Consider the following 19362-nt stretch of genomic DNA (forward strand, 5'->3'; position numbering starts at 1 on the left):
AAGGTGAGCGATCCGGTGCACCGGCCGTGAAGAGGCCGTGCACCAGCAGCCGGATCGTTGACCGCGCGCCTGGGGGGAGGCGCGTCGCGAAGCACCGACGGAGGATTCGAGCAACCGTGGATGCGCAAAGCCGTGGGCGGGCGGACGAGATCGACCCCGCTGACCAGTGGGTCCTCAATCCCCGCACTGGCAACTACGAACTGCAACTGGGCCGTTCCGCTGCGCAGCAGCGCGTGCCCTCCGCTCCGCGCAGGACCCGCAGATCCTCCACGTCCACGGCTCCCGCACCGGCCGCCCCCTCCCCCGCCGTTCCGGGCCCCCGGCGCGGCGAGGGCCCGCCCGGCGGGCGGCGCGGCGGACGCTCCCGCAAGGGCGGCGGCGGCCCGGGCCGCCGCAAGCGGCTCCTGGTGGTCACCGGCGGCACCCTGGCCTTCCTGCTGGTCGGCGGCGGGGTGGGCTCGTACCTCTACTACCAGCACCTGAACGACAACCTGAACGTCATCGACACCGGCGGCGCGGGCGGCGGCTTCAAGAAGGACCAGCCGATCAACGTCCTGGTGATCGGCACGGACAAGCGCAGCGGCAAGGGCAACGACGGCTACGGGGACCCGGACAGCGTCGGCCACGCGGACACCACGATCCTCTTCCACGTCTCCAAGGACCGCAGCAACGCGACCGCGCTGTCCATCCCGCGCGACCTGATCACCGACATCCCGTCCTGCCCGACGAAGATCGACGGCTCGGTCAAGGACATCGCCGGCACCCGGAACACCCGTTTCAACAACAGCCTGGGCCAGGAGGGTCGGGACCCGGGCTGCACGATGCGCACGGTCAAGCAGCTGACCGGCATCGACGTCGACAACTTCATGATGGTCGACTTCAACGCGGTGAAGAACCTGAGCACGGCGGTGGGCGGGGTGCCCGTCTGCCTGGCGAAGGACGTCAACGACCGTGATTCGAAGCTGAACCTGAAGGCGGGCGAGCACCGGCTGGAGGGCGAGCAGGCGCTGGCGTTCGTCCGGACGCGGCACTCCTTCGGCAACGAGAGCGACCTGGACCGGATCAAGACCCAGCAGCAGTTCCTGGGTTCGATGATGCGCGAGATGAAGTCCAAGGAGACGCTGACCAGTCCGAAGAAGTTCTTCTCGCTGGCGGAGGCGGCGACCAAGTCGCTGACGGTGGACCAGGGGCTGGGCTCGATCGGCAAACTGACCGCCCTCGCGGGCGAGTTGAAGGACATCAACCCCAAGAACGTCACCTTCACGACGCTCCCGGTGGTCGACAACCCGAACGAGCCGCCGAACCGCAAGGCGACCGTGGTCCTGAACCCCTCCCAGGCCGACCCGCTCCTGCAGATGATCCGGCAGGACGTGTCCCTCACCGAGGTGGAGAAGAAGGAGCAGGCCGCCAAGGACGCGGCCGAGACCGACGCCAAGAACAAGCAGGACGCGCTGCTCCAGGGCAACCGCGCCCCTGCGGGGGACGTCCGGGTGGACGTGTACAACGGCGGCGGCCCTCCGGGATCGGCGTCGACCACCCTGACCTGGCTGCAGAACAGCAAGGGCGTCTACAAGGCGGGCAACCACGGCAACGCCTCGGCGCGGCTGGCGGCCACGCAGCTGGAGTACGCCCCGAACCAGGCCGACCAGGCCCGGGCGCTGGCCGACATGATGGGCCTCCCGGCGTCGGCCCTGAAGCCCGGCGCGGTGGACGCGGGGCCGAAGACCCCGATGAAGCTGACCCTGGGCTCCGACTTCAAGGAGCCGGGCACGCCGCTCGGCGCCGCGGCCCCGCAGCAGGCCCCGGAGGGGGTCCAGCGGGTCGAGGCGGACAAGGCGGTCTGCGCCAAGTGACCGGCCGCGCCGGCGGCCGCGGGGGTACGACGCGCTACGGGGGCGGGCGGCGTTTAGGTCGCCCGCGGATCGTCCACAGACCGCCTATGGGCGGTAGCCGGCGGGACCGGCACAATACCGACCAGTAAAGATTCTTGAGGGGGGTACGCGTGGTGCACAGCAGCGTGCGGGGGGAGGGGGCGCCCGACAAGGCCACCGACGGCATATCCGACGGCGGCGAGAAGAAGGCGTCCGGCACGGTGCCCCCGCCCCGGAAGGGCGGGGGCGACGGCGCCCGGCCCCCGGGCGGCGGCATCCCCGCCCGCCGGCGCCGGCGGCGGGTGCTGTTCTGGGTGGCGTCCGTCCTGGCGTTCCTGATCCTGGGGACCTCGGCGGCCGGGTACCTCTACTACAACCACCTCAACGGCAACATCCGCAGCGGCCAGCGGCTGAGCGGTGAGAGCGGCGTGGAGAAGACCCACGCCAACGCCAAGGGCCAGCGCCCGCTGAACATCCTGCTGATCGGCTCCGACAGCCGCAACAAGCCGGAGAACGTGGAGCTCGGCGGCAGCCGGGACACGGTGGGCAACGCCCCGCTCGCGGACGTGCAGATGCTGCTGCACGTGTCGGCCGACCGGGAGAACGCCTCGGTCGTGAGCATTCCGCGCGACACCCGGGTGGACATACCCGAGTGCACGGATCCGAAGAGCGGCGAGAAGTTCAAGAAGACCAACGCGATGATCAACGAGTCGCTCGGCCGCGGCGGCCCCGGCTGCACCCTGGCCACCTGGGAGAAGCTGACCAACGTCTACATCGACCACTGGATGATGATCGACTTCTCCGGTGTGGTGAAGATGGCCGACGCGATCGGCGGCGTCCCCGTCTGCGTCAAGGACAACGTCTGGGACCGGCCGCTGCCGACCTCCGGCGGCGGTTCGGGCCTCAAGCTCCAGAAGGGCACCACCCGCGTCAAGGGCGAGCAGGCGCTCCAGTGGCTGCGCACCCGGCACGCGTTCAGCAGCGACCTGGGCCGGGCGCAGGCCCAGCACATGTACATGAACTCGATGATGCGCGAGCTCAAGAGCCAGAACGCCTTCACCGACGTCGGCCGGATCACCGACCTGGCCGAGGCGGCCACCAAGGCGCTGGAGGTCTCCGAGGAGATCGGCTCGGTCAAGAAGCTGTACAACCTGGCCATGCAGCTCAAGGACGTGCCGACCAACCGCATCACGATGACGACGATGCCCACGTTCCAGGACCCCCGGGACGAGAACCGGCTCGTCGTGAACCCGGCGGACGCCGACAAGCTGTGGACGATGCTCCGCAAGGACGTGGCGTTCGACAAGAACGGCGAGCCGCAGGCGGCGCAGTCCCCCGCGGCCTCCCAGCCGGCCCCGGGTGCCTCTCAGCCTCCGGCCCAGCCCTCCCAGCAGCCTTCGGCGGGCCCGTCCACGGCACCGTCCACGGCCCCGGACAAGATCGCCGTGAACGTGGTCAACGGCACCGCCGTCGAGAAGATGCCGCTGGCCCCCCACCGGGCGAACGCGATCGCGGACGTCCTCGTCTCCAAGGGCTTCACCGGGGCCAGGCCGGACACCGCGCTGACCCCGGAGAAGACCACGGTGGTGCGCTACCCGACGCCGGACCTGGCGGACGAGGCGCAGAGCGTGGCGGCGTCCCTGGGCATCCCGGGCACGGCGGTGCAGCAGTCGGCGGACGTCTCGAAGGTCACCCTGATCGTGGGCGCGGACTGGCGCGAGGGCAACGCCTACCCGCAGGCGGCCCCGCCGGCGGCCGGCGCGATCCCGGACACGGCCGACGCGATCAACGGCTCCGACACCGGGGCCTGCATGGACGTCTACAAGCCGTACCGCTGGTGATCCGGCGGCCGTGCTGAACGCGAAGGGGTGACCCGGTCCGCTGCGGACCGGGTCACCCCTTCGCGTGGCGGGCGGTTCCTCAGACCTCGGCGGGGTCGCGGCGCACCGACGGGCGGCGGCTGGCGATGACCTTCCGGGCGAGGGAGCGCGGGCTGGTGAGGAAGCCGTAGCCCCAGCTCATGTGCATGGTGGCGAGGGCCACGGGGATCTGCGCCCGGGCCTTGAGGGACAGCCCCTTGCCGGCCGGGACGGACCCGGCGGTGATCGCCGCGAGGTAGCCGGCCGGGACGGCGAAGGCCCACGGGGTGACGGTGGCGCCCGCGACCACGCCGGCGGCGATGGCGCAGACGGCGGTCGGCGGGGCCAGGTAGCGCAGGTTGATGGAGCCGGAGTGGTAGCGGGCCACCACGTGCCGCCAGCGGCCGTAGTCCTTGTACTGCTTGGCCAGGGCCCGTACGGAGGGCCGCGGGCGGTACTGGACCTTCAGCTCGGGCGAGAACCAGATCAGCCCGCCGGCCTCGCGGATGCGGAAGTTCAGCTCCCAGTCCTGGGCGCGGATGAACTCCTCGTTGTAGCCGCCCTGCTGTTCGAGGGCCTCGCGGCGGAAGACGCCGAGGTAGACCGTCTCGGCGGGGCCGGCCTGGCCGCCGGTGTGGAAGGCCGCGTTGCCGACGCCGATCTTCGAGGTCATCGCGGCGGCGACGGCGTCCTCCCAGGCGTTCTCGCCCTCGGCGTGCATGATGCCGCCGACGTTCTGCGCGCCGGTCTCCTCCAGGAGGCGGACGGCGGTGGAGATGTAGTCCGGGGAGAGCATGCCGTGGCCGTCGACGCGGACGACGATCGGGTGGCGCGAGGCCTTGATCGCGGCGTTGAGGGCGGCGGGGGTCCGTCCCGTGGGGTTGGGGACGGTGTGGACGCGGGCTCGGTCGTTGGACGCGGTCTCGCGGACGAGTTCGGCGGCGATCTCGTCGGTGCGGTCCGTGGACGGCCCGAGCGCGATCACCACCTCCATCTCGCCGGCGTACTCCTGTCCGAGGATGTGCCGGACCGAGTCGCGCAGATGGCGCTCCTCGTTGAGCACCGGCATGATCACCGAGACTGCGGGCTGCTGGGCGGGCATGGCGTCCTTCACGGTCGGGTATCGGTGTCACGTTACCGCGTACGGGGGACACGGGTGCGCGGCGGACGAGCGGTACGGACAGACGCTGATCGTATGGGCCTACTGTTCCGATGAATCTGCCCGACGTACCGGGAGGTGTCCCCCGTGCCCCAGCCGCCCCGTCCCCACCGGCCCGCCGGGCCGGCCCAGCCGCAGCGCTCACGCAAGGGCGGCGGACGCGGCGGGACGGCCCGCGGCCGGCGCGACCGGCCCCGGTGGGGGGTGCGGATCGCCGCCGGGGTCTCCCTGGTGGTGCTGGGCTCCGGAGCCGTCGGCCACGCCGTGATGACGGGGCTGGACACCGGCATCGAACGGGTCGACCCCTTCAAGGACATGAAGAACCGCCCCCAGGCCGGACACGGGGTCAACTTCCTGCTGGTCGGCACCGACGGCCGGGACAAGATCACCCCGGAGGAGAAGCGCGAGTACCGCCTCGGCGGGGAGCCCTGCCACTGCACCGACACGATCATGCTGGTGCACCTCTCCGCCGACCAGCAGCGGGCCAGTGTGGTCAGCCTGCCCCGGGACAGCTACGCCGAGCTCCCCGCGCACCAGGACCCCGTCACCGGCAGACCCCACCGGGCCCACCCCGTGAAGCTCAACGCGGCCTACGCCGAGGGCGGGCCGAACCTGACCGTGCGGACCGTCGAGAGCATGACCCGCGTGAAGATCGACCACTACCTGGAGGTCGACTTCACCAGCTTCATGCGCACCGTCGACGCGATGGGCGGCGTGGAGATCTGCACCGCCAAGGCCCTCCACGACCAGAACACCGGCCTCGACCTGCTCCCCGGCAGCCACCGCCTCAACGGCGGCCAGGCCCTCCAGTACGTCCGCTCCCGCCATGTCGACGGCGCCTCCGACCTGGGCCGGATGCAGCGCCAGCAGCGGTTCGTCGCCGCCCTGATCAAGCAGGCCACCGGCGGCGGGGTGCTGCTCAACCCGGTGAAGTTCAAGGAGGTCAGCTCCACCCTGCTCGGCTCGGTGCGCGCCGACAAGGACTTCGGCTCCGAGCAGATGCTGGCGCTGGGGCAGGCCATGCGCGGGTTCACCCCGTCCTCGTCCGAGTTCGCCTCCGTCCCGATCGGGGACGCCTCGTACCCGGTCAAGGGGATCGGCTCCACCGTCAAGTGGGACGAGCACAAGGCCGCCCAGCTCTTCGAGTCCCTGCGCGAGGACCGCCCGCTGGCCCCGCCCCGCCCCGGGCGCCCCGCCGGCCGCCCGGCGGCCCCCGCCGCGCCGTCGCCCGTCCCGGTGGACGTGCCCCCGCAGCAGATCCGCGTCCAGGTGGAGAACGGCACCCGGATCGACGGGCTGGGCGGCCGGGTGGACTCCGCCCTGCGCGCCACCGGCTTCGACACCACCGGCGCCCCTTCCAGCGGCGCCGGCCGCGACGTCCGGCGCACGGTGATCTCCTACGACCCGCGCTGGGACCGCTCCGCCAAGACCGTGGCCACCGCCCTGCCCGGCAGCGAGCTGCGCGCGGTCGCCGGACAGGGCAAGACGGTCGTGGTGATCGCCGGCTCCGACTACGCGAAGGTCGTGCCGGTGCGGGCCGAGGACCCGTACCAGAACCAGGGCGAGTCCGGCGTGGTCACCGGCGACCAGGTGGTGTGCGGGAAGTAGCGCGGGGAGGGCGGGGGGCGCACCGCTCCCCCGTCCGCTACTTCACCCGTTCGAGCAGGGAGACGTGCAGCCCGCGCACGTCCGTCGTCTGCGCGATCCGGTAGTGCTCCTTCAGGGCCTTCTTCGGGGCCGCGGGAAGCTTGTTGTACGGGTCGTGGTCCTCGTCGGTGATCCGCGTCACGAGCCAGATCCGCCGGGTGTCGCCCAGGCAGCGCTCCGGCTGCCGGCACTCCACGGGGAACAGGTCGTTCGAGGCGACCGCCGAGCGCTCGGCGAAGACGTCGCGCAGCCGGACCTTGTCGGGCAGGTAGTAGGAGATCTGGTAGTCGATCATGAAGACCCGCTCCAGCTTGCCGCGCGGCGGAACGAACCCGTCGCCGGGCCGGTACCCCTTGGCGATCACCCGCGCCGCCGCCACTCCGTCGGAGGTCTCCTTCGCCTGCTCGGTGCGCAGCTGGCGCTGGTCCGGGGCGCCGAGCAGGACCAGCGCGGCCAGCCCGGCCGCACCGGCCGCGCGGGGCCGCAGCGCGGCCAGGCCGGCGGCGGCGAGGATCGCCCAGGCGGGGACGGTGAAGAGCACGTAGCGGTCGATGAAGTACGAGGAGCTGCCCTGCGAGGCCACGAAGCAGGCGCCGATCGGCACGGCCCCCAGCAGCAGCATCTCGACGGCGGGACCCCGGCCGCGCTGCCAGGCCAGCGGCAGCAGCGCGAGCGCGGCGACGGCCAGGCCGACCAGCGGGGAGGCGAACAGGTTGTCCCAGAGCCCGGCGACGTCCCGCAGGTGCGGGGTCTCGATCCAGCTGATCTGCCGGCCGACCTGCTTCCGCCCCAGCAGCACCAGCGGTATCACCGGCAGCAGCCCGGCCACGGCCGCCGCCGCGAAGGCCAGCGGGGTGCGGGCGCGGCGGGCGCGCCGCCACCGCAGGACGACGATCATCGCGTGCGGCAGCAGGAACAGCAGGGACACCATGTGCAGCAGCCCCGCCACGGCCACCAGCGCGGCGTACCCGGCCCAGCGCGGCAGCGACGGCCGCTCCAGCGCCCGCAGCAGCAGCCAGGTCGCCGCGGTCACGGCGAGCACCACGAAGGCGTACGACCGGGCCTCGGTGCCGTAGCGGGTGACGGCGGGCAGCAGCGCGAACAGCAGCCCGGCGAAGACGGCGGTCCGGCGGTCGAAGAGGGCGCGGGCGATCAGCACCACCAGCGCCGCCGAACCGGCCATGGCCAGGGCCGAGGGCAGCCGGAGCATCGCCGCGGAGTCCCCGAAGACGGAGACCCAGTAGTGCAGCAGCAGGTAGTAGAGGCCGGACACGGCGTCGACGTGCCCCAGCATCCCGATCAGCTCGCCCGTGCTCCGGGAGGCGGCGTTCCAGCTGGCCAGCTCGTCACGCCACAGCTGCGGGGTGCCGGCCCCGAAGGCGGTCACCGCCAGGGTCAGCAGCGCCGCCCACAGCCAGTCGGGCCCGGTCGGCCGCCGCCGCGCCGCTCGGGCGGGGGAGGCGGTCGCGGGGGCGTTCTGCGTGGCAGTCGGCATCAGTGAGGTCTCCGCGGCAGTGCCGGTCGTGGGCCGGTCATGGCCGGTCGTGGGTGCACGGCCGTCACTCGCGCGGGAGCCGGGCGTCGACGTATCAGCATAAGGGGGTCTGCCGTAAGGCTCCCGTATGCCCGATCCCGCTCCGTCAGGTCCTCCGGGTCCGCGTCAGTCCTCGTCCAGGCCCTCGGCGATGCGGCGCTCGCGCAGCTCCTTGATCGCCTGGCGGCGGGCGAGCCGGTGCGTGCGGCGGATCTGCGCCTCCTGGTAGCGGCGCTCGTCCTGCTCCGTCTCCGGGATCACCGGCGGGACGGTGCGGGGCTTGCCCTCGGCGTCCACCGCGGTGAAGACGAGGTAGGCGCTGCCGACCTGGGTGGCGGGGGTGGACTCGTTCCACCGCTCCGCCAGGACCCGTACGCCGATCTCCATCGAGGAGCGGCCGGTCCAGTTGACCTGCGCCCGGACGTGGACGAGGTCGCCGACGCGGACGGGGGCCAGGAAGGCCATCTCGTCCATGGAGGCGGTGACGGCGGCCCCGCCCGAGTGCCGCCCGGCCACGGCGCCGGCCGCGTCGTCGACCAGCTTCATGATCACGCCGCCGTGGACCGTGCCCAGGAGGTTGGTGTCGGCCGCGGTCATGATGTGGCTGAGGGTGGTCCGGGACGCCGAGATCGGCTTGCCCTCCGGTGCGTCCGGTATCTGTGTCATACCGCCACCTTAAGTGCGTCCCGGAGGCATCAGCTGTGCAACAGCCACGGTACGAAGACCCCACCGGGGTGTCCCGGGGTGCTTCCGGGCGGGCATCCTTGTGCGCATGAGTGACTGGGACGGGTTCGGCGGCGAGCGCGACGCGCGCGGCCGGCGTGATGACGGGTACGGGCGCGGCAGCGGGCAGGCGCACCCGGACGGGCCGCAGCGGATGCGGCACGTCCAGCGGCAGCCGCAGGCCCCCCGGCCTCCCCAGGCCCAGCCCCGTCCCGCCCAGCGCCCGGCGCGGCCCCCGGTCCCGCCGCAGGCCCCGCCGCCGGGCGCGCGGCCCGGCCCCGGCTACGGGGTGCCGCCGCAGCAGACGCAGGGCCCCGACGGCTCGTACGACAGCGGCTACAACACCGGCCAGGTCTACGGGCGCCCCTCCGGTCCCGGCGGCCCCTCGGGTCCCGGCGGTCCCGGACGGCGCGGGGGCCCGGGCGGCCCCGGCGGGCCGGTGCCGGTCCGTGTGGTCGTCGACTGGCGCAAGCGGATCAAGATCGGGTCGATCGCGCTCGTCTCCGTCCTCCTGGTGACCACGATCGGCACCTACTTCTGGGCCGACTCCAAGGTCCGCCGCGAGGTCGACCTGTCCAAGGTCATCGAGCGGCCGAAGGAAGGCGACTGCACCACCTACCTGATCGTGGGCTCCGACAGCCGCGAGGGCATGTCCGACGAGGAGAAGAAGAAGCTCCACACGGGCTCCGCCGAGGGCAAGCGCACCGACTCGATGATGGTCCTGGCCCAGTGCTCCAGCGGGAACACGATGGTCTCGCTGCCGCGCGACTCCGACGTGGAGATCCCCTCCTTCGTCGGCTCCCAGTCGGGCAAGAAGTACGCCGGCACCGGCAAGCACACCAAGCTGAACGCCGCGTACGCGGACGACGGCCCGGAGCTGCTGGTCCGCACGATCGAGTTCAACACCGGCCTGCGCATCGACCACTACGCCGAGATCGGCTTCGCCGGCTTCGCGAACATCGTGGACGCGCTGGGCGGCGTGGAGCTGGACATCGAGAAGGGCTTCAAGGACGAGAAGTCCGGCGCCGACTTCAAGGCGGGCCGCCAGACCCTCAACGGCGAGCAGTCCCTGGCCTTCGTCCGCACCCGCTACGCCTTCGCCGAGTCGGACCTCCAGCGGACCAAGAACCAGCAGAAGTTCCTGGCCGCCCTCGCCAGCCAGGCCGCGACCCCGGGGACCATCCTCAACCCCTTCTCCCTCTACCCGGTGATGGGCGCCGGCCTGGACACCCTCATCGTCGACAAGGACATGTCGCTGTGGGACATGGGCCAGATGTTCTTCGCCATGAAGGGCATCAACAGCGGTGAGGGCGTGTCGCTGAACATGCCGATCGCCGGTGAGCGGGGCGGCAACCTCCTCTGGGACAAGCCGAAGATGCAGCAGCTCGTCAAGGAGATCCAGAACGACCAGAAGGTCACCGTCAAGGGGCAGTGAGCGCGGCGCCCGGCGGGGCCGGCCAGTGACATGAAGCACTCGTTCCGCGACGCACTGGACAGCCCGCCGGGTTCTTCGTAAGACTGATCCGCCTTTTGCACGCCTGCTCTGGAGCGTAGATGTCTTTGCCCGCGGCCCCGCCCGAACTCGGCGACCTGAGGCGGGACGGAGCCCCAGCGGCGGCCCCCGTGGAGCAGCGGCGCGGACCGGCCTCCGGGCCCAAGCCCCGGCTGCGCGTCCTGGACGGCCTGCGCATCGTGGCGGCCGTGGTGGTGCTCAGCGCCCACTACGTCCACCCCGTGATCTGGGGCTCCCGGGAGAACAGGGAGCTGTTCGGCCCGCTGGCCACGGCCTCGCGCTACGGCTGGCTCGGCGTCGAGCTGTTCTTCATGATCAGCGGCTTCGTCATCTGCATGTCCGCCTGGGGCCGGCCGCTCGGCAGCTACCTGCGCAGCCGCGTGGTGCGGCTCGGTCCGGCGTACTGGTTCTGCGCCCTGGTGACCGGTGCGGTCATGACCGTCTACGCGCAGTTCTACGGCGGCAACCACCCCACGCCCAGTCAGATCCTGACCAATCTGACGATGGTGCAGATGCCGCTGAACAACCCCTCGCTCGACCCCTCCTACTGGACGCTGTGGTCGGAGGCCCGGTTCTACCTGATCTTCGCGATCGTCGCCTGGAAGGGCCTGACGTACCGCCGTGTCATGAACTTCTGCTGGATCTGGACCGTGGTCTCGATCCTCGCGCCGACCTCGGGCCTGCCCGTGCTGGAGGCGCTGGCGAACCAGACGTACTCGCCGCTGTTCATCTCCGGCATCTGCTTCTACCTGATCCGCCGCGAGGGCGCCCGCGTGGGCGAGCCCTGGATCCTGCTGGCCATGTCCTGGCTGCTGATGCAGCGCTACATGACCGACATCCACGGCTGGAACACCCGCCCCGGCGACAAGCTCTCCTGGGCGGTGTGCGTCGCGGTGGTCACCTTCTTCTACCTCGTCATGGCCGCGGTCGCGCTCGGCTGGCTGGACCGGATCAACTGGCGCTGGCTGTCGGTGGCGGGCGCGATGTCCTACCCCCTGTACCTGCTGCACCAGCAGGTGGGCGTGACGCTGATGGAGCACTGGGAGGGCACGGTCCACCCGTACGTGCTGATCCTGTCGATGACCTGCTCGATGCTGCTGGCGTCCTGGCTCGTCGTGAAGTTCGTGGAGCGGCCCGGCTCGGCGGCGCTCAAGCGCATGCTGGAACGGCGCCCGGCCAGGGCCTGACGGCCGGCCTGCGGACGGACATGAGAAAGGGGCACCCCCGAGGGGGTGCCCCTTCCGCGTGGTCCGGTACCGGTCAGCGGCCGGCGCGGGCGCGGAGCTTCCACGGCATCGCGATGGACTCCAGCTGCACGGCCAGGTTCATCTTCGACTCGCCGACGGTGCGGTCCTCGAAGTGGATCGGGACCTCCATCACCTGGAAGCCGCGGCGCAGGGCCTTGTACTTCATCTCCACCTGGAAGCTGTAGCCGGCGCTGCCGATCGACGCGAGGTCGATCGCCTTCAGCGCGCCCGCGCTCCACAGGTTGAAGCCGCCCGTGATGTCGCGGACGCGGGTGCCCAGGATGGTGCTCGCGTACGCGTTGGCCCAGCGGGAGAGCAGCTTGCGGTGCGCGCCCCAGGCGTCGGACAGGGTGCCGCCGGGCACGTAGCGGGAGCCCACGACGAGGCCGGCGCCGGTGGAGCGGGCCACGCCCAGCATCTCGGCGATCTTGCCGGCCGGGTGGGAGCCGTCCGCGTCCATCTGGAGCACGTACTCGGCGCCGTCCTCGACGGCCTTGGCCATGCCGGCGGCGTAGGCGCGGCCGAGGCCGTCCTTGGCGGTGCGGTGCAGGACCGACATGCGCGGCTTGCCGTCCTCGGTGAGGAAGCCCTCCGCGAGCTCGTCGGCGATCTTGCCGGTGCCGTCGGGCGAGGAGTCGTCGACGATCAGCAGGCGCAGGCCCGGCTGGTCGAGGCCCATGATCAGCTCGACCATGCCCGGGAGGTTGCCCGCCTCGTTGTAGGTCGGCATGACCACGGTGAGGGGGGTGTGCGCCCAGGTGTCGGGGAGCTTGGTGGTGGCGACGTCGGTCTTGCGGGGAGTCTGCTGCTCGCCTATCACAGGGTTATGCCTCACTGAAGTTGGTCACCGGTCGGAGGAGAAGCGGACGGCTGCGTCGGGCAGTTCGGCCTCGCACCACACCCGCACCCCTGCGCGAAGTTCGTTGTCAGCCCCTACGACGGCACCGTCACCGATGACGGCACCGGTCACGACGGTGCGCGAACCCACCGAGGCGCCGGCGCCGATGAGGCTGGCGTTCACCACCGTGTCGGCGCCGAGGATCGCGCCGTCCAGCACGATGGAGCCCTGGACGACAGCACCCGATGCGATCCGGGCGCCGGCACCCACCACGGTACCGCCCGTCAGCTTGGCACCCTCCGCCACCTGGGCGCCGGGGAGGACGAGGGCCTCGCCGCGGGGGCCGGGGACGGCCGGGGAGGAGACGATGCCGCGCACGAGGTCGGCGGAGGCCTGGACGAAGGACTCCGGCTTGCCGAGGTCCAGCCAGTAGGTGTCCTCGGTGACGCCGTGCAGCCTGGCACCGGAGGCGAGGAGCCCGGGGAAGGTCTCGCGCTCGACGGAGACCGGGCGGCCGGCCGGGATGGAGTCGATCACGCTGCGGCGGAAGACGTAGCAGCCGGCGTTGATCTGGTCCGTGATGATCTCTTCGGGGGTCTCCGGCTTCTCGGTGAAGGCCAGCACCCGCCCGTCGGCGTCGGTGGGGACCAGGCCGAAGGCACGGGGGTCCTCGACGCGCACGAGGTGGAGGGAGACGTCGGCGTCGGCCGCCCGGTGGGAGTCGACGAGGCCCGCGATGTCAAGGCCGGTCAGGATGTCGCCGTTGAAGACGAGGACCGGGGAGTCCGGGCCGCCGGTCAGGCGCTGGGCGGCGTTGCGGATGGCGCCGCCGGTGCCGAGCGGCTCGTCCTCGACGACGTATTCGAGGGTGATGCCGAAGTCGGATCCGTCGCCGAAGTAGGGCTCGAAGACCTCGGCGAGGTAGCAGGTGGCCATCACGATGTGCGTGACACCGGCGGCAGCGGCCCTGGCGATCTGGTGGGCGAGGAACGGGACGCCCGCTGCCGGAACCATCGGCTTGGGGGTGTTCACCGTCACGGGGCGCAGACGCGTCCCCTGCCCGCCGACCAGCAGGATCGCTTCCGTCATTTTGTTCTCTCCCCAACCGGTTCAGGCGTACGAAGCTTCAAAGTTAGCCCATCCGGCACAGTGCGAGGCCCGGCGGAGCCCCGCCCGGGCCTCCTGCGGCAACGTTCCGGTTACGACGGGTTCCGCACGATGCGGGCACCGGGGCCGCCGTCCGTCTCCCCTATATAGGCGCCGCCGCGCCCGCGCGGGGGAAGAGCCCCCTGCTCAGCCCTGGAACCCCGGCTACCGCATCCGGCCGCGCCGCAGGTCCGGGCCGGTGCCGGCCGGCCCGGCGGACCTCCCCCGCGGGCGCCGGCGGGCGGTCCGGCGGGGGCGCGCACCGCGGGCGGCGGCGGGCGCTGGATCGGAATCGTTACAAAGCAGCCCGCTCAGCGTGGGGGCGCGCAAGCGCGACAAGGCCCTCGGCTGGTGCCGGGGGCCTTGTCGGGGCTGGGCGGGCGGTCCGCGTTACGGCAGGTTGCGGGCCATGACGATGCGCTGGACCTGGTTCGTGCCCTCGTAAATCTGCGTGATCTTGGCGTCGCGCATCATGCGCTCGACCGGGTAGTCGCGGGTGTAGCCGTAGCCGCCGAGGAGCTGGACGGCGTCCGTGGTGACCTCCATCGCGACGTCGGAGGCGAAGCACTTGGCCGCGGCGCCGAAGAAGGTGAGGTCGGAATCGACGCGCTCGGACTTCGCGGCGGCCGCGTAGGTCAGCTGGCGGGCGGCCTCGATCTTCATGGCCATGTCCGCGAGCATGAACTGGACGCCCTGGAAGTCGCCGATCGGCTTGCCGAACTGCTTGCGCTCCTGGACGTAGCCCTTGGCGTAGTCCAGGGCGCCCTGGGCGATGCCGAGGGCCTGGGCGGCGATGGTGATGCGGGTGTGGTCGAGGGTCTTCATCGCGGTGGCGAAGCCGGTGCCCTCGGCGCCGATCATGCGGTCGGCGGGGATGCGGACGTTGTCGAGGTAGACCTCGCGCGTCGGGGAGCCCTTGATGCCGAGCTTCTTCTCCGGGGCGCCGAAGGAGACGCCCTCGTCCGACTTCTCGACGACGAACGCGGAGATGCCCTTGGAGCGCTTCTCCGGGTCGGTGACGGCCATGACCGTGTAGTAGTCGGAGACGCCCGCGTTGGTGATCCAGCGCTTGACGCCGTTGAGGACCCAGAAGTCGCCGTCGCGGACCGCGCGGGTCTTCATGCCGGCCGCGTCCGAGCCCGCGTCGGGCTCGGAGAGGCAGTAGGAGAACATGCCGTCGCCCTTGGCCAGCGGGCCGAGGTACTTGGCCTTGAGCTCCTCCGAGCCGGAGAGGATCACGGGGAGGGAGCCGAGCTTGTTGACGGCCGGGATCAGGGAGGAGGAGGCGCAGACGCGGGCCACCTCCTCGATCACGATGACCGTGGCGAGGGCGTCGGCGCCGGCGCCGCCGTAGGTCTCGGGCACGTGGACCGCGTGCAGGTCGTTGGCGACGAGGGCGTCGAGGGCCTCCTGCGGGAAGCGCGCCTCCTCGTCGACCGCGGCCGCGAACGGGAGGATCTTCGCCTCGCAGAGCGCGCGGACCGACTCGCGGAGCATGTCGTGCTCCTCGGCCGGGCGGTACAGGTCGAAGTCGGCAGAACCCGCCAAGATCTTTCACTCCCCAGTCTGCGGCGCCGAGTGAGCGGCCGGCGGCTGTGCGTCGCCGGCGCGCGCTCGGCGCGGGATGCTAACTACCGTTAAGTAACCCAAATTCTAGTTCCCGGCGCCGCCGCAGCGGTATGCAGCACGTACGTGAGCTGCGTGACAGCCGGATACTCCCGGGAACGTCCCCCGGGACCCGCCCGACTATGCTCGGGGGCCGCAAACGGCCCCGCACCTCTGGAGCATCCATGGCCCCCCTCAAGATCACCGTGATCGGCACCGGCTACCTGGGCGCCACCCACGCCGCGGCCATGGCGGAGCTCGGCTTCGAGGTGCTGGGGCTGGACGTGGTGCCGGAGAAGATCGAGATGCTGGCCTCCGGCCGGGTCCCGATGTACGAACCGGGGCTGGAGGAACTGCTCGCCAAGCACGTCGCCGGTCTGCCGGGGGCCACCGGGCGGCTGCGGTTCACGCAGTCGTGGGAGGAGGTCGGGGACTTCGGCGACGTGCACTTCGTCTGCGTGAACACCCCGCAGAAGCACGGCGAGTACGCCTGCGACATGTCGTACGTGGACTCCGCCGTGGAATCCCTCGCCCCGCACCTCACCCGGCCCGCGCTGGTCGTCGGCAAGTCCACCGTGCCCGTGGGATCGGCCGAGCGGCTCGCCGCGAAGCTCGCCGCGCTGGCCCCGGCGGGCGAGGAGGTGGAGCTGGCCTGGAACCCGGAGTTCCTGCGCGAGGGCTTCGCCGTGAACGACACCCTGCACCCCGACCGGATCGTCATCGGCGTCCGGGGCGAGCGCGGCGAGAAGCTGCTGCGCGAGGTGTACGCGGCCCCCATGGCCGAGGGGACCCCCCTGGTGGTCACCGACTTCCCGACCGCCGAGCTGGTGAAGACCGCGGCCAACTCCTTCCTCGCCACCAAGATCTCCTTCATCAACGCCATGGCCGAGGTCTGCGAGGCCGCCGGCGGTGACGTCGTCAAGCTCGCCGAGGCCATCGGCTACGACGAGCGCATCGGCGCCAAGTTCCTGCGCGCCGGCATCGGCTTCGGCGGCGGCTGCCTGCCCAAGGACATCCGCGCCTTCATGGCCCGGGCCGGCGAACTGGGCGCCGACCAGGCGCTGACCTTCCTGCGGGAGGTCGACTCCATCAACATGCGCCGCCGCGGCCACATGGTCGAGCTGGCCCGCGAGGCCGTGGGCGGCTCCTTCCTCGGCAAGCGGGTCGCCGTGCTCGGCGCCACCTTCAAGCCCGACTCGGACGACGTGCGCGACTCCCCCGCGCTGAACGTCGCCGGGCAGATCCACCTCCAGGGCGGGCAGGTCACCGTCTACGACCCCAAGGGCATGGACAACGCCCGCCGCGTCTTCCCCACCCTCGGCTACGCCGGCTCCGCGCTGGAGGCCGCCCGCGGGGCCGAGGTCGTCCTGCACCTCACCGAGTGGCGCGAGTTCCGCGAGCTCGACCCCGCCGAGCTGGGCTCCGTCGTCACGGACCGGCTGATCCTCGACGGCCGCAACGCCCTGGACCCGCGGCACTGGCGGGCCGCCGGGTGGACCTACCGGGCCATGGGACGCCCGCAGGCGTAAGGGGATCCGGAGGGGGCGCGGGCCGGCGCGGGCGTACGGACCTACCCACTTTTGAAGGTTCTCAGTCAAAGAACCGGAATAATCGAATGGGTAGACTTCGCGCCGATGACCACGACCAGCAGCCCCACAGCCCACCCCTCCGCAGCCGCGACGACGGGGCCCGCCACGCGTGACCGGCGGGGATCCTTCGAGACCGCCCTGCGAGGACGCGGCGCCCTGCTGGCCGTCGCCGGCTTCTGGCTGGCCACCAGGGCGGCGATGCTCTGGACCCTCGTCCACGACGTCGGGCACTCCACCAACACCCGTGTGGAGGTCTCCGTGACCTACCACAACTGGTACAACGTGCTCGTCCACTGGACGATGCCGCACAACGACGTCATGTGGCAGTACCCGCCGGCCGCGGCGGCCGTCTTCCTCTCCCCGGACCTGCTGCCGTTCCTCACCTACTTCCAGGGCTTCGTCGCCCTGACGGTGCTCTGCGACGCCGTCATCCTGCTCGGCCTCCTGCGGGTGGCGCGGCGCGAGGACGGCAGCATGGCCGGTGCGGTGATGTGGCTGGTGGCGCTGCCGCTGATGATGGCCACCCCGTTCGCCCGCTACGACATCCACGTCACCCTCTTCGCGGTCTTCGCGCTGCTCTGCATGCGACGGCGGCCGCGGCTCGGCGGGGTCATCGCCGGCATCGGGGCCATGGTCAAGGTGTGGCCGCTGCTGACCCTGCTCGGCGTCCCCCGCGGGAAGTCCACCCGCGACGCCCTCGTCGCGGCGGCGCTGTCCTGCGTGGCGCTGCTGGGCGTCTTCGCGGTGCTGTTCAAGGACACCCTGGGCTTCCTGGGCAACCAGGGCAACCGCGGGGTCCAGGTCGAGTCGCTGGGCGGCTCGGCGCTGATGGCGGCCAAGCTGGTGCACCTGTGGCCCGGCAAGACCAACTTCCAGTACGGGGCGTTCGAGTACGTCGGCCCGTACGTGTCCAGCATCGCGCGGGCCTCGGTGGGCCTGACGGTGATCGGTTTCCTGCTGCTCCTGCTGTGGCGGGTGAAGGCCAACCGCTGGACGGGCGCGACGCCCTTCGACGCCGCGCTCTGCGCGATCCTGGTCTTCACCGTCACCAGCCGCGTCATCAGCCCGCAGTACATGATCTGGCTGCTCGGCCTCGGGGCCGTCTGCCTGACCTCGAAGCACTCCACCCAGCGGCCGGTCGCCTGGCTGCTGGTCGCCACGACCGCGCTGACCACGCTGGTCTTCCCGGTCTTCTACGACGCCGAGGTCCTCACCAACAGCACGCTCGGCACCGTCCTGCTCTGCACCCGCAACGCCATGCTGCTCTTCGCGACGGTGTGGTCCGGCCTGCGCCTGTGGAAGGCCACCGTGCTGCCGAAGTCGCAGCTGCCGCGGCAGACGCGGGAGCCGCACGCCCCCGCGTCCGCGACCGCCTAGGCCGGGGGCGTCCTGTGCTGCGCGGCACGGGCGGTGAACTCCGCCTCGCGCAGCACCCGCTGGGCGTTGCCCCAGGTCAGCAGGGTGAGGTCGGATTCCGACCAGCCCCGTTCCAGTAGTTCCGCGATCAGCCGCGGGTAGCCCGAGGGGTCGGTGAGTCCGGCCGGCCTCGGGCTTCCGCGTTCGGCGCCGAAGGCTGCGCCGAGGCCGACGCCCTCCGGACCCGCGAGGGCCCGTACGTGTTCCACGTGGTCGGCGACGGCGTGCAGCGAGTCGCCGGTGCGCTCGGTGTCGAAGGTGACCATCGCGAGGCCGCCGGCCGCGCGCAGCGCGAGGAGGACCTCGTCGGTGACGTTGTCCGGATGCGGGTTGAGGGAGGCCGCCCCCGTGTTCGAGATGATCACCGGCGCCTTGGAGGCCGCCGTGAGCTGGCAGGCGGCGGCCGGCGTGCAGCCCGTCAGGTCGATGAGCATCGCCAGCCGGTTCGCCTCCTTGACCACCTCGTGGCCGAAGGCCGTCAGGCCCTCGTCGGCCCAGGGCGCTCCGGCGGGCGCGATCAGGCGCACGCCGAGGGCGTGGAAGGCGCGCAGCGCGCCGAGGGAGCCGGTGAGGGTGCTGCCGGGGACCGGGCCGAGGAACGAGGCGATCCGGCCCCGGTTGCGGGCGTCTGCCATGTCGTCGGCGGTCAGCGCGAGGCAGAGGCTGTCGGAGTAGCGGCGCATCAGGGCGCGGGCGGCGTCGATCTGTTCGAGGGTCTCGCAGACGGCCTGGGCGCAGGAGTCCGCGCGCGGCGGCCCCGGGGGGACGAGCAGGGTCCAGAACTGCGCGCCCACTCCCCCGGCGCGCAGCCTCGGGATGTCGGTGTCGACGCCGGTGTCCGGGGTGTCGATGTCGTGGTACGGGCTCTGGCGCAGGGTCCAGACGAGGGTGTTGCAGCCGTCGGCGACGGGATGGACGGCGAGCAGCGCGGCCGCGCGGTCCAGGGACCCGCCCGCCATCAGCGGGGCTGTGACGGGGACGTCTTCGGCTCCGACACCCACGGAGTGGGGTTCATCCTGCAGGTCGGCCATGGCATTCGCTCCGGTCTCGGCGGCAGCAGGGAGATATGGGGCCACCGTGACATGCGGGGTGCCGGTGCCGCCCGGCGAACGCGGCGTTCGGGTGTACGGCCGTCGCGCGGCCGCCTTACGGCCGTCGTACGGCCGTACGGGACGGGGGCGGGGACGGGGGCTGCCCCGTCCCCGCCCCCGTCGG

14 protein-coding genes are annotated in these 19362 nt (G+C 71.8%); 7 read left to right on the forward strand and 7 right to left on the reverse strand.

The window, feature by feature from the left end:
* Window positions 1-116 precede the first annotated feature (116 nt).
* Together AB0O29_RS04800 and AB0O29_RS04805 are read left to right on the forward strand one after the other, a co-directional pair.
* A complete protein-coding gene (locus tag AB0O29_RS04800; protein WP_365146120.1) occupies window positions 117-1853 on the forward strand; it encodes an LCP family protein in 1737 nt (578 codons plus the stop codon).
* 320 nt (window positions 1854-2173) lie between these two features.
* Window positions 2174-3712, forward strand: coding sequence for an LCP family protein (locus tag AB0O29_RS04805; protein ID WP_365146271.1), 1539 nt, complete (start codon window positions 2174-2176; stop codon window positions 3710-3712).
* 79 nt (window positions 3713-3791) lie between these two features.
* Here AB0O29_RS04805 and AB0O29_RS04810 read toward each other — a convergent pair whose 3' ends face one another.
* On the reverse strand, window positions 3792-4832 hold the full coding sequence (locus tag AB0O29_RS04810; protein ID WP_365146123.1) for a glycosyltransferase family 2 protein: 1041 nt from the start codon (window positions 4830-4832) through the stop codon (window positions 3792-3794).
* Window positions 4833-5093: 261 nt separating this feature from the next.
* Between AB0O29_RS04810 and AB0O29_RS04815 the strand changes: the two genes are divergently transcribed.
* On the forward strand, window positions 5094-6497 hold the full coding sequence (locus AB0O29_RS04815; RefSeq protein WP_365146274.1) for an LCP family protein: 1404 nt from the start codon (window positions 5094-5096) through the stop codon (window positions 6495-6497).
* A gap of 37 nt (window positions 6498-6534) precedes the next feature.
* Here AB0O29_RS04815 and AB0O29_RS04820 read toward each other — a convergent pair whose 3' ends face one another.
* Entirely contained in the window at window positions 6535-8031 is a 1497-nt protein-coding gene (locus tag AB0O29_RS04820) for a glycosyltransferase family 39 protein (protein WP_365146126.1), read from the reverse strand.
* 165 nt (window positions 8032-8196) lie between these two features.
* A complete protein-coding gene (locus AB0O29_RS04825) occupies window positions 8197-8736 on the reverse strand; it encodes an acyl-CoA thioesterase (RefSeq protein ID WP_365146129.1) in 540 nt (179 codons plus the stop codon).
* 106 nt (window positions 8737-8842) lie between these two features.
* On the opposite strand from AB0O29_RS04825, the gene AB0O29_RS04830 reads away from it, so the two are divergent.
* On the forward strand, window positions 8843-10228 hold the full coding sequence (locus AB0O29_RS04830; protein WP_365146132.1) for an LCP family protein: 1386 nt from the start codon (window positions 8843-8845) through the stop codon (window positions 10226-10228).
* Between the two features lie 119 nt (window positions 10229-10347).
* Window positions 10348-11493 (forward strand): acyltransferase, encoded by a 1146-nt coding sequence (locus AB0O29_RS04835; RefSeq protein WP_365146135.1) that lies wholly within the window; start codon window positions 10348-10350, stop codon window positions 11491-11493.
* Window positions 11494-11566: 73 nt separating this feature from the next.
* Here the strand turns inward: AB0O29_RS04835 and AB0O29_RS04840 are convergent, their stop codons facing one another.
* The 3 genes from AB0O29_RS04840 to AB0O29_RS04850 all read right to left on the reverse strand — a co-directional run bounded on the left by AB0O29_RS04840 (window position 11567) and on the right by AB0O29_RS04850 (window position 15085).
* On the reverse strand, window positions 11567-12373 hold the full coding sequence (locus AB0O29_RS04840) for a polyprenol monophosphomannose synthase (RefSeq protein WP_365146138.1): 807 nt from the start codon (window positions 12371-12373) through the stop codon (window positions 11567-11569).
* A gap of 24 nt (window positions 12374-12397) precedes the next feature.
* Window positions 12398-13480, reverse strand: a complete 1083-nt coding sequence (locus AB0O29_RS04845; protein ID WP_365146141.1) for an NDP-sugar synthase — start codon at window positions 13478-13480, stop codon at window positions 12398-12400.
* A 447-nt stretch (window positions 13481-13927) separates the two neighbouring features.
* The gene (locus AB0O29_RS04850; protein ID WP_365146144.1) at window positions 13928-15085 is read right to left on the reverse strand and encodes an acyl-CoA dehydrogenase family protein; all 1158 of its coding nucleotides are present in this window, start codon (window positions 15083-15085) and stop codon (window positions 13928-13930) included.
* Between the two features lie 242 nt (window positions 15086-15327).
* Here AB0O29_RS04850 and AB0O29_RS04855 point away from each other — a divergent pair, with 242 nt between their 5' ends.
* Together AB0O29_RS04855 and AB0O29_RS04860 are read left to right on the forward strand one after the other, a co-directional pair.
* Window positions 15328-16671 (forward strand): UDP-glucose/GDP-mannose dehydrogenase family protein, encoded by a 1344-nt coding sequence (locus AB0O29_RS04855; protein WP_365146147.1) that lies wholly within the window; start codon window positions 15328-15330, stop codon window positions 16669-16671.
* 105 nt (window positions 16672-16776) lie between these two features.
* The gene (locus AB0O29_RS04860; protein ID WP_365146150.1) at window positions 16777-18108 is read left to right on the forward strand and encodes a glycosyltransferase family 87 protein; all 1332 of its coding nucleotides are present in this window, start codon (window positions 16777-16779) and stop codon (window positions 18106-18108) included.
* Here the strand turns inward: AB0O29_RS04860 and AB0O29_RS04865 are convergent.
* Window positions 18105-19178: a dipeptidase gene (locus AB0O29_RS04865; protein WP_365146153.1), complete on the reverse strand. Its 1074-nt coding sequence runs from the start codon at window positions 19176-19178 to the stop codon at window positions 18105-18107. The genes AB0O29_RS04860 and AB0O29_RS04865 overlap by 4 nt on opposite strands.
* Window positions 19179-19362 lie beyond the last annotated feature (184 nt).

It is taken from the genome of Streptomyces sp. NPDC089915 (assembly GCF_040684675.1).
Lineage (GTDB): Bacteria > Actinomycetota > Actinomycetes > Streptomycetales > Streptomycetaceae > Streptomyces.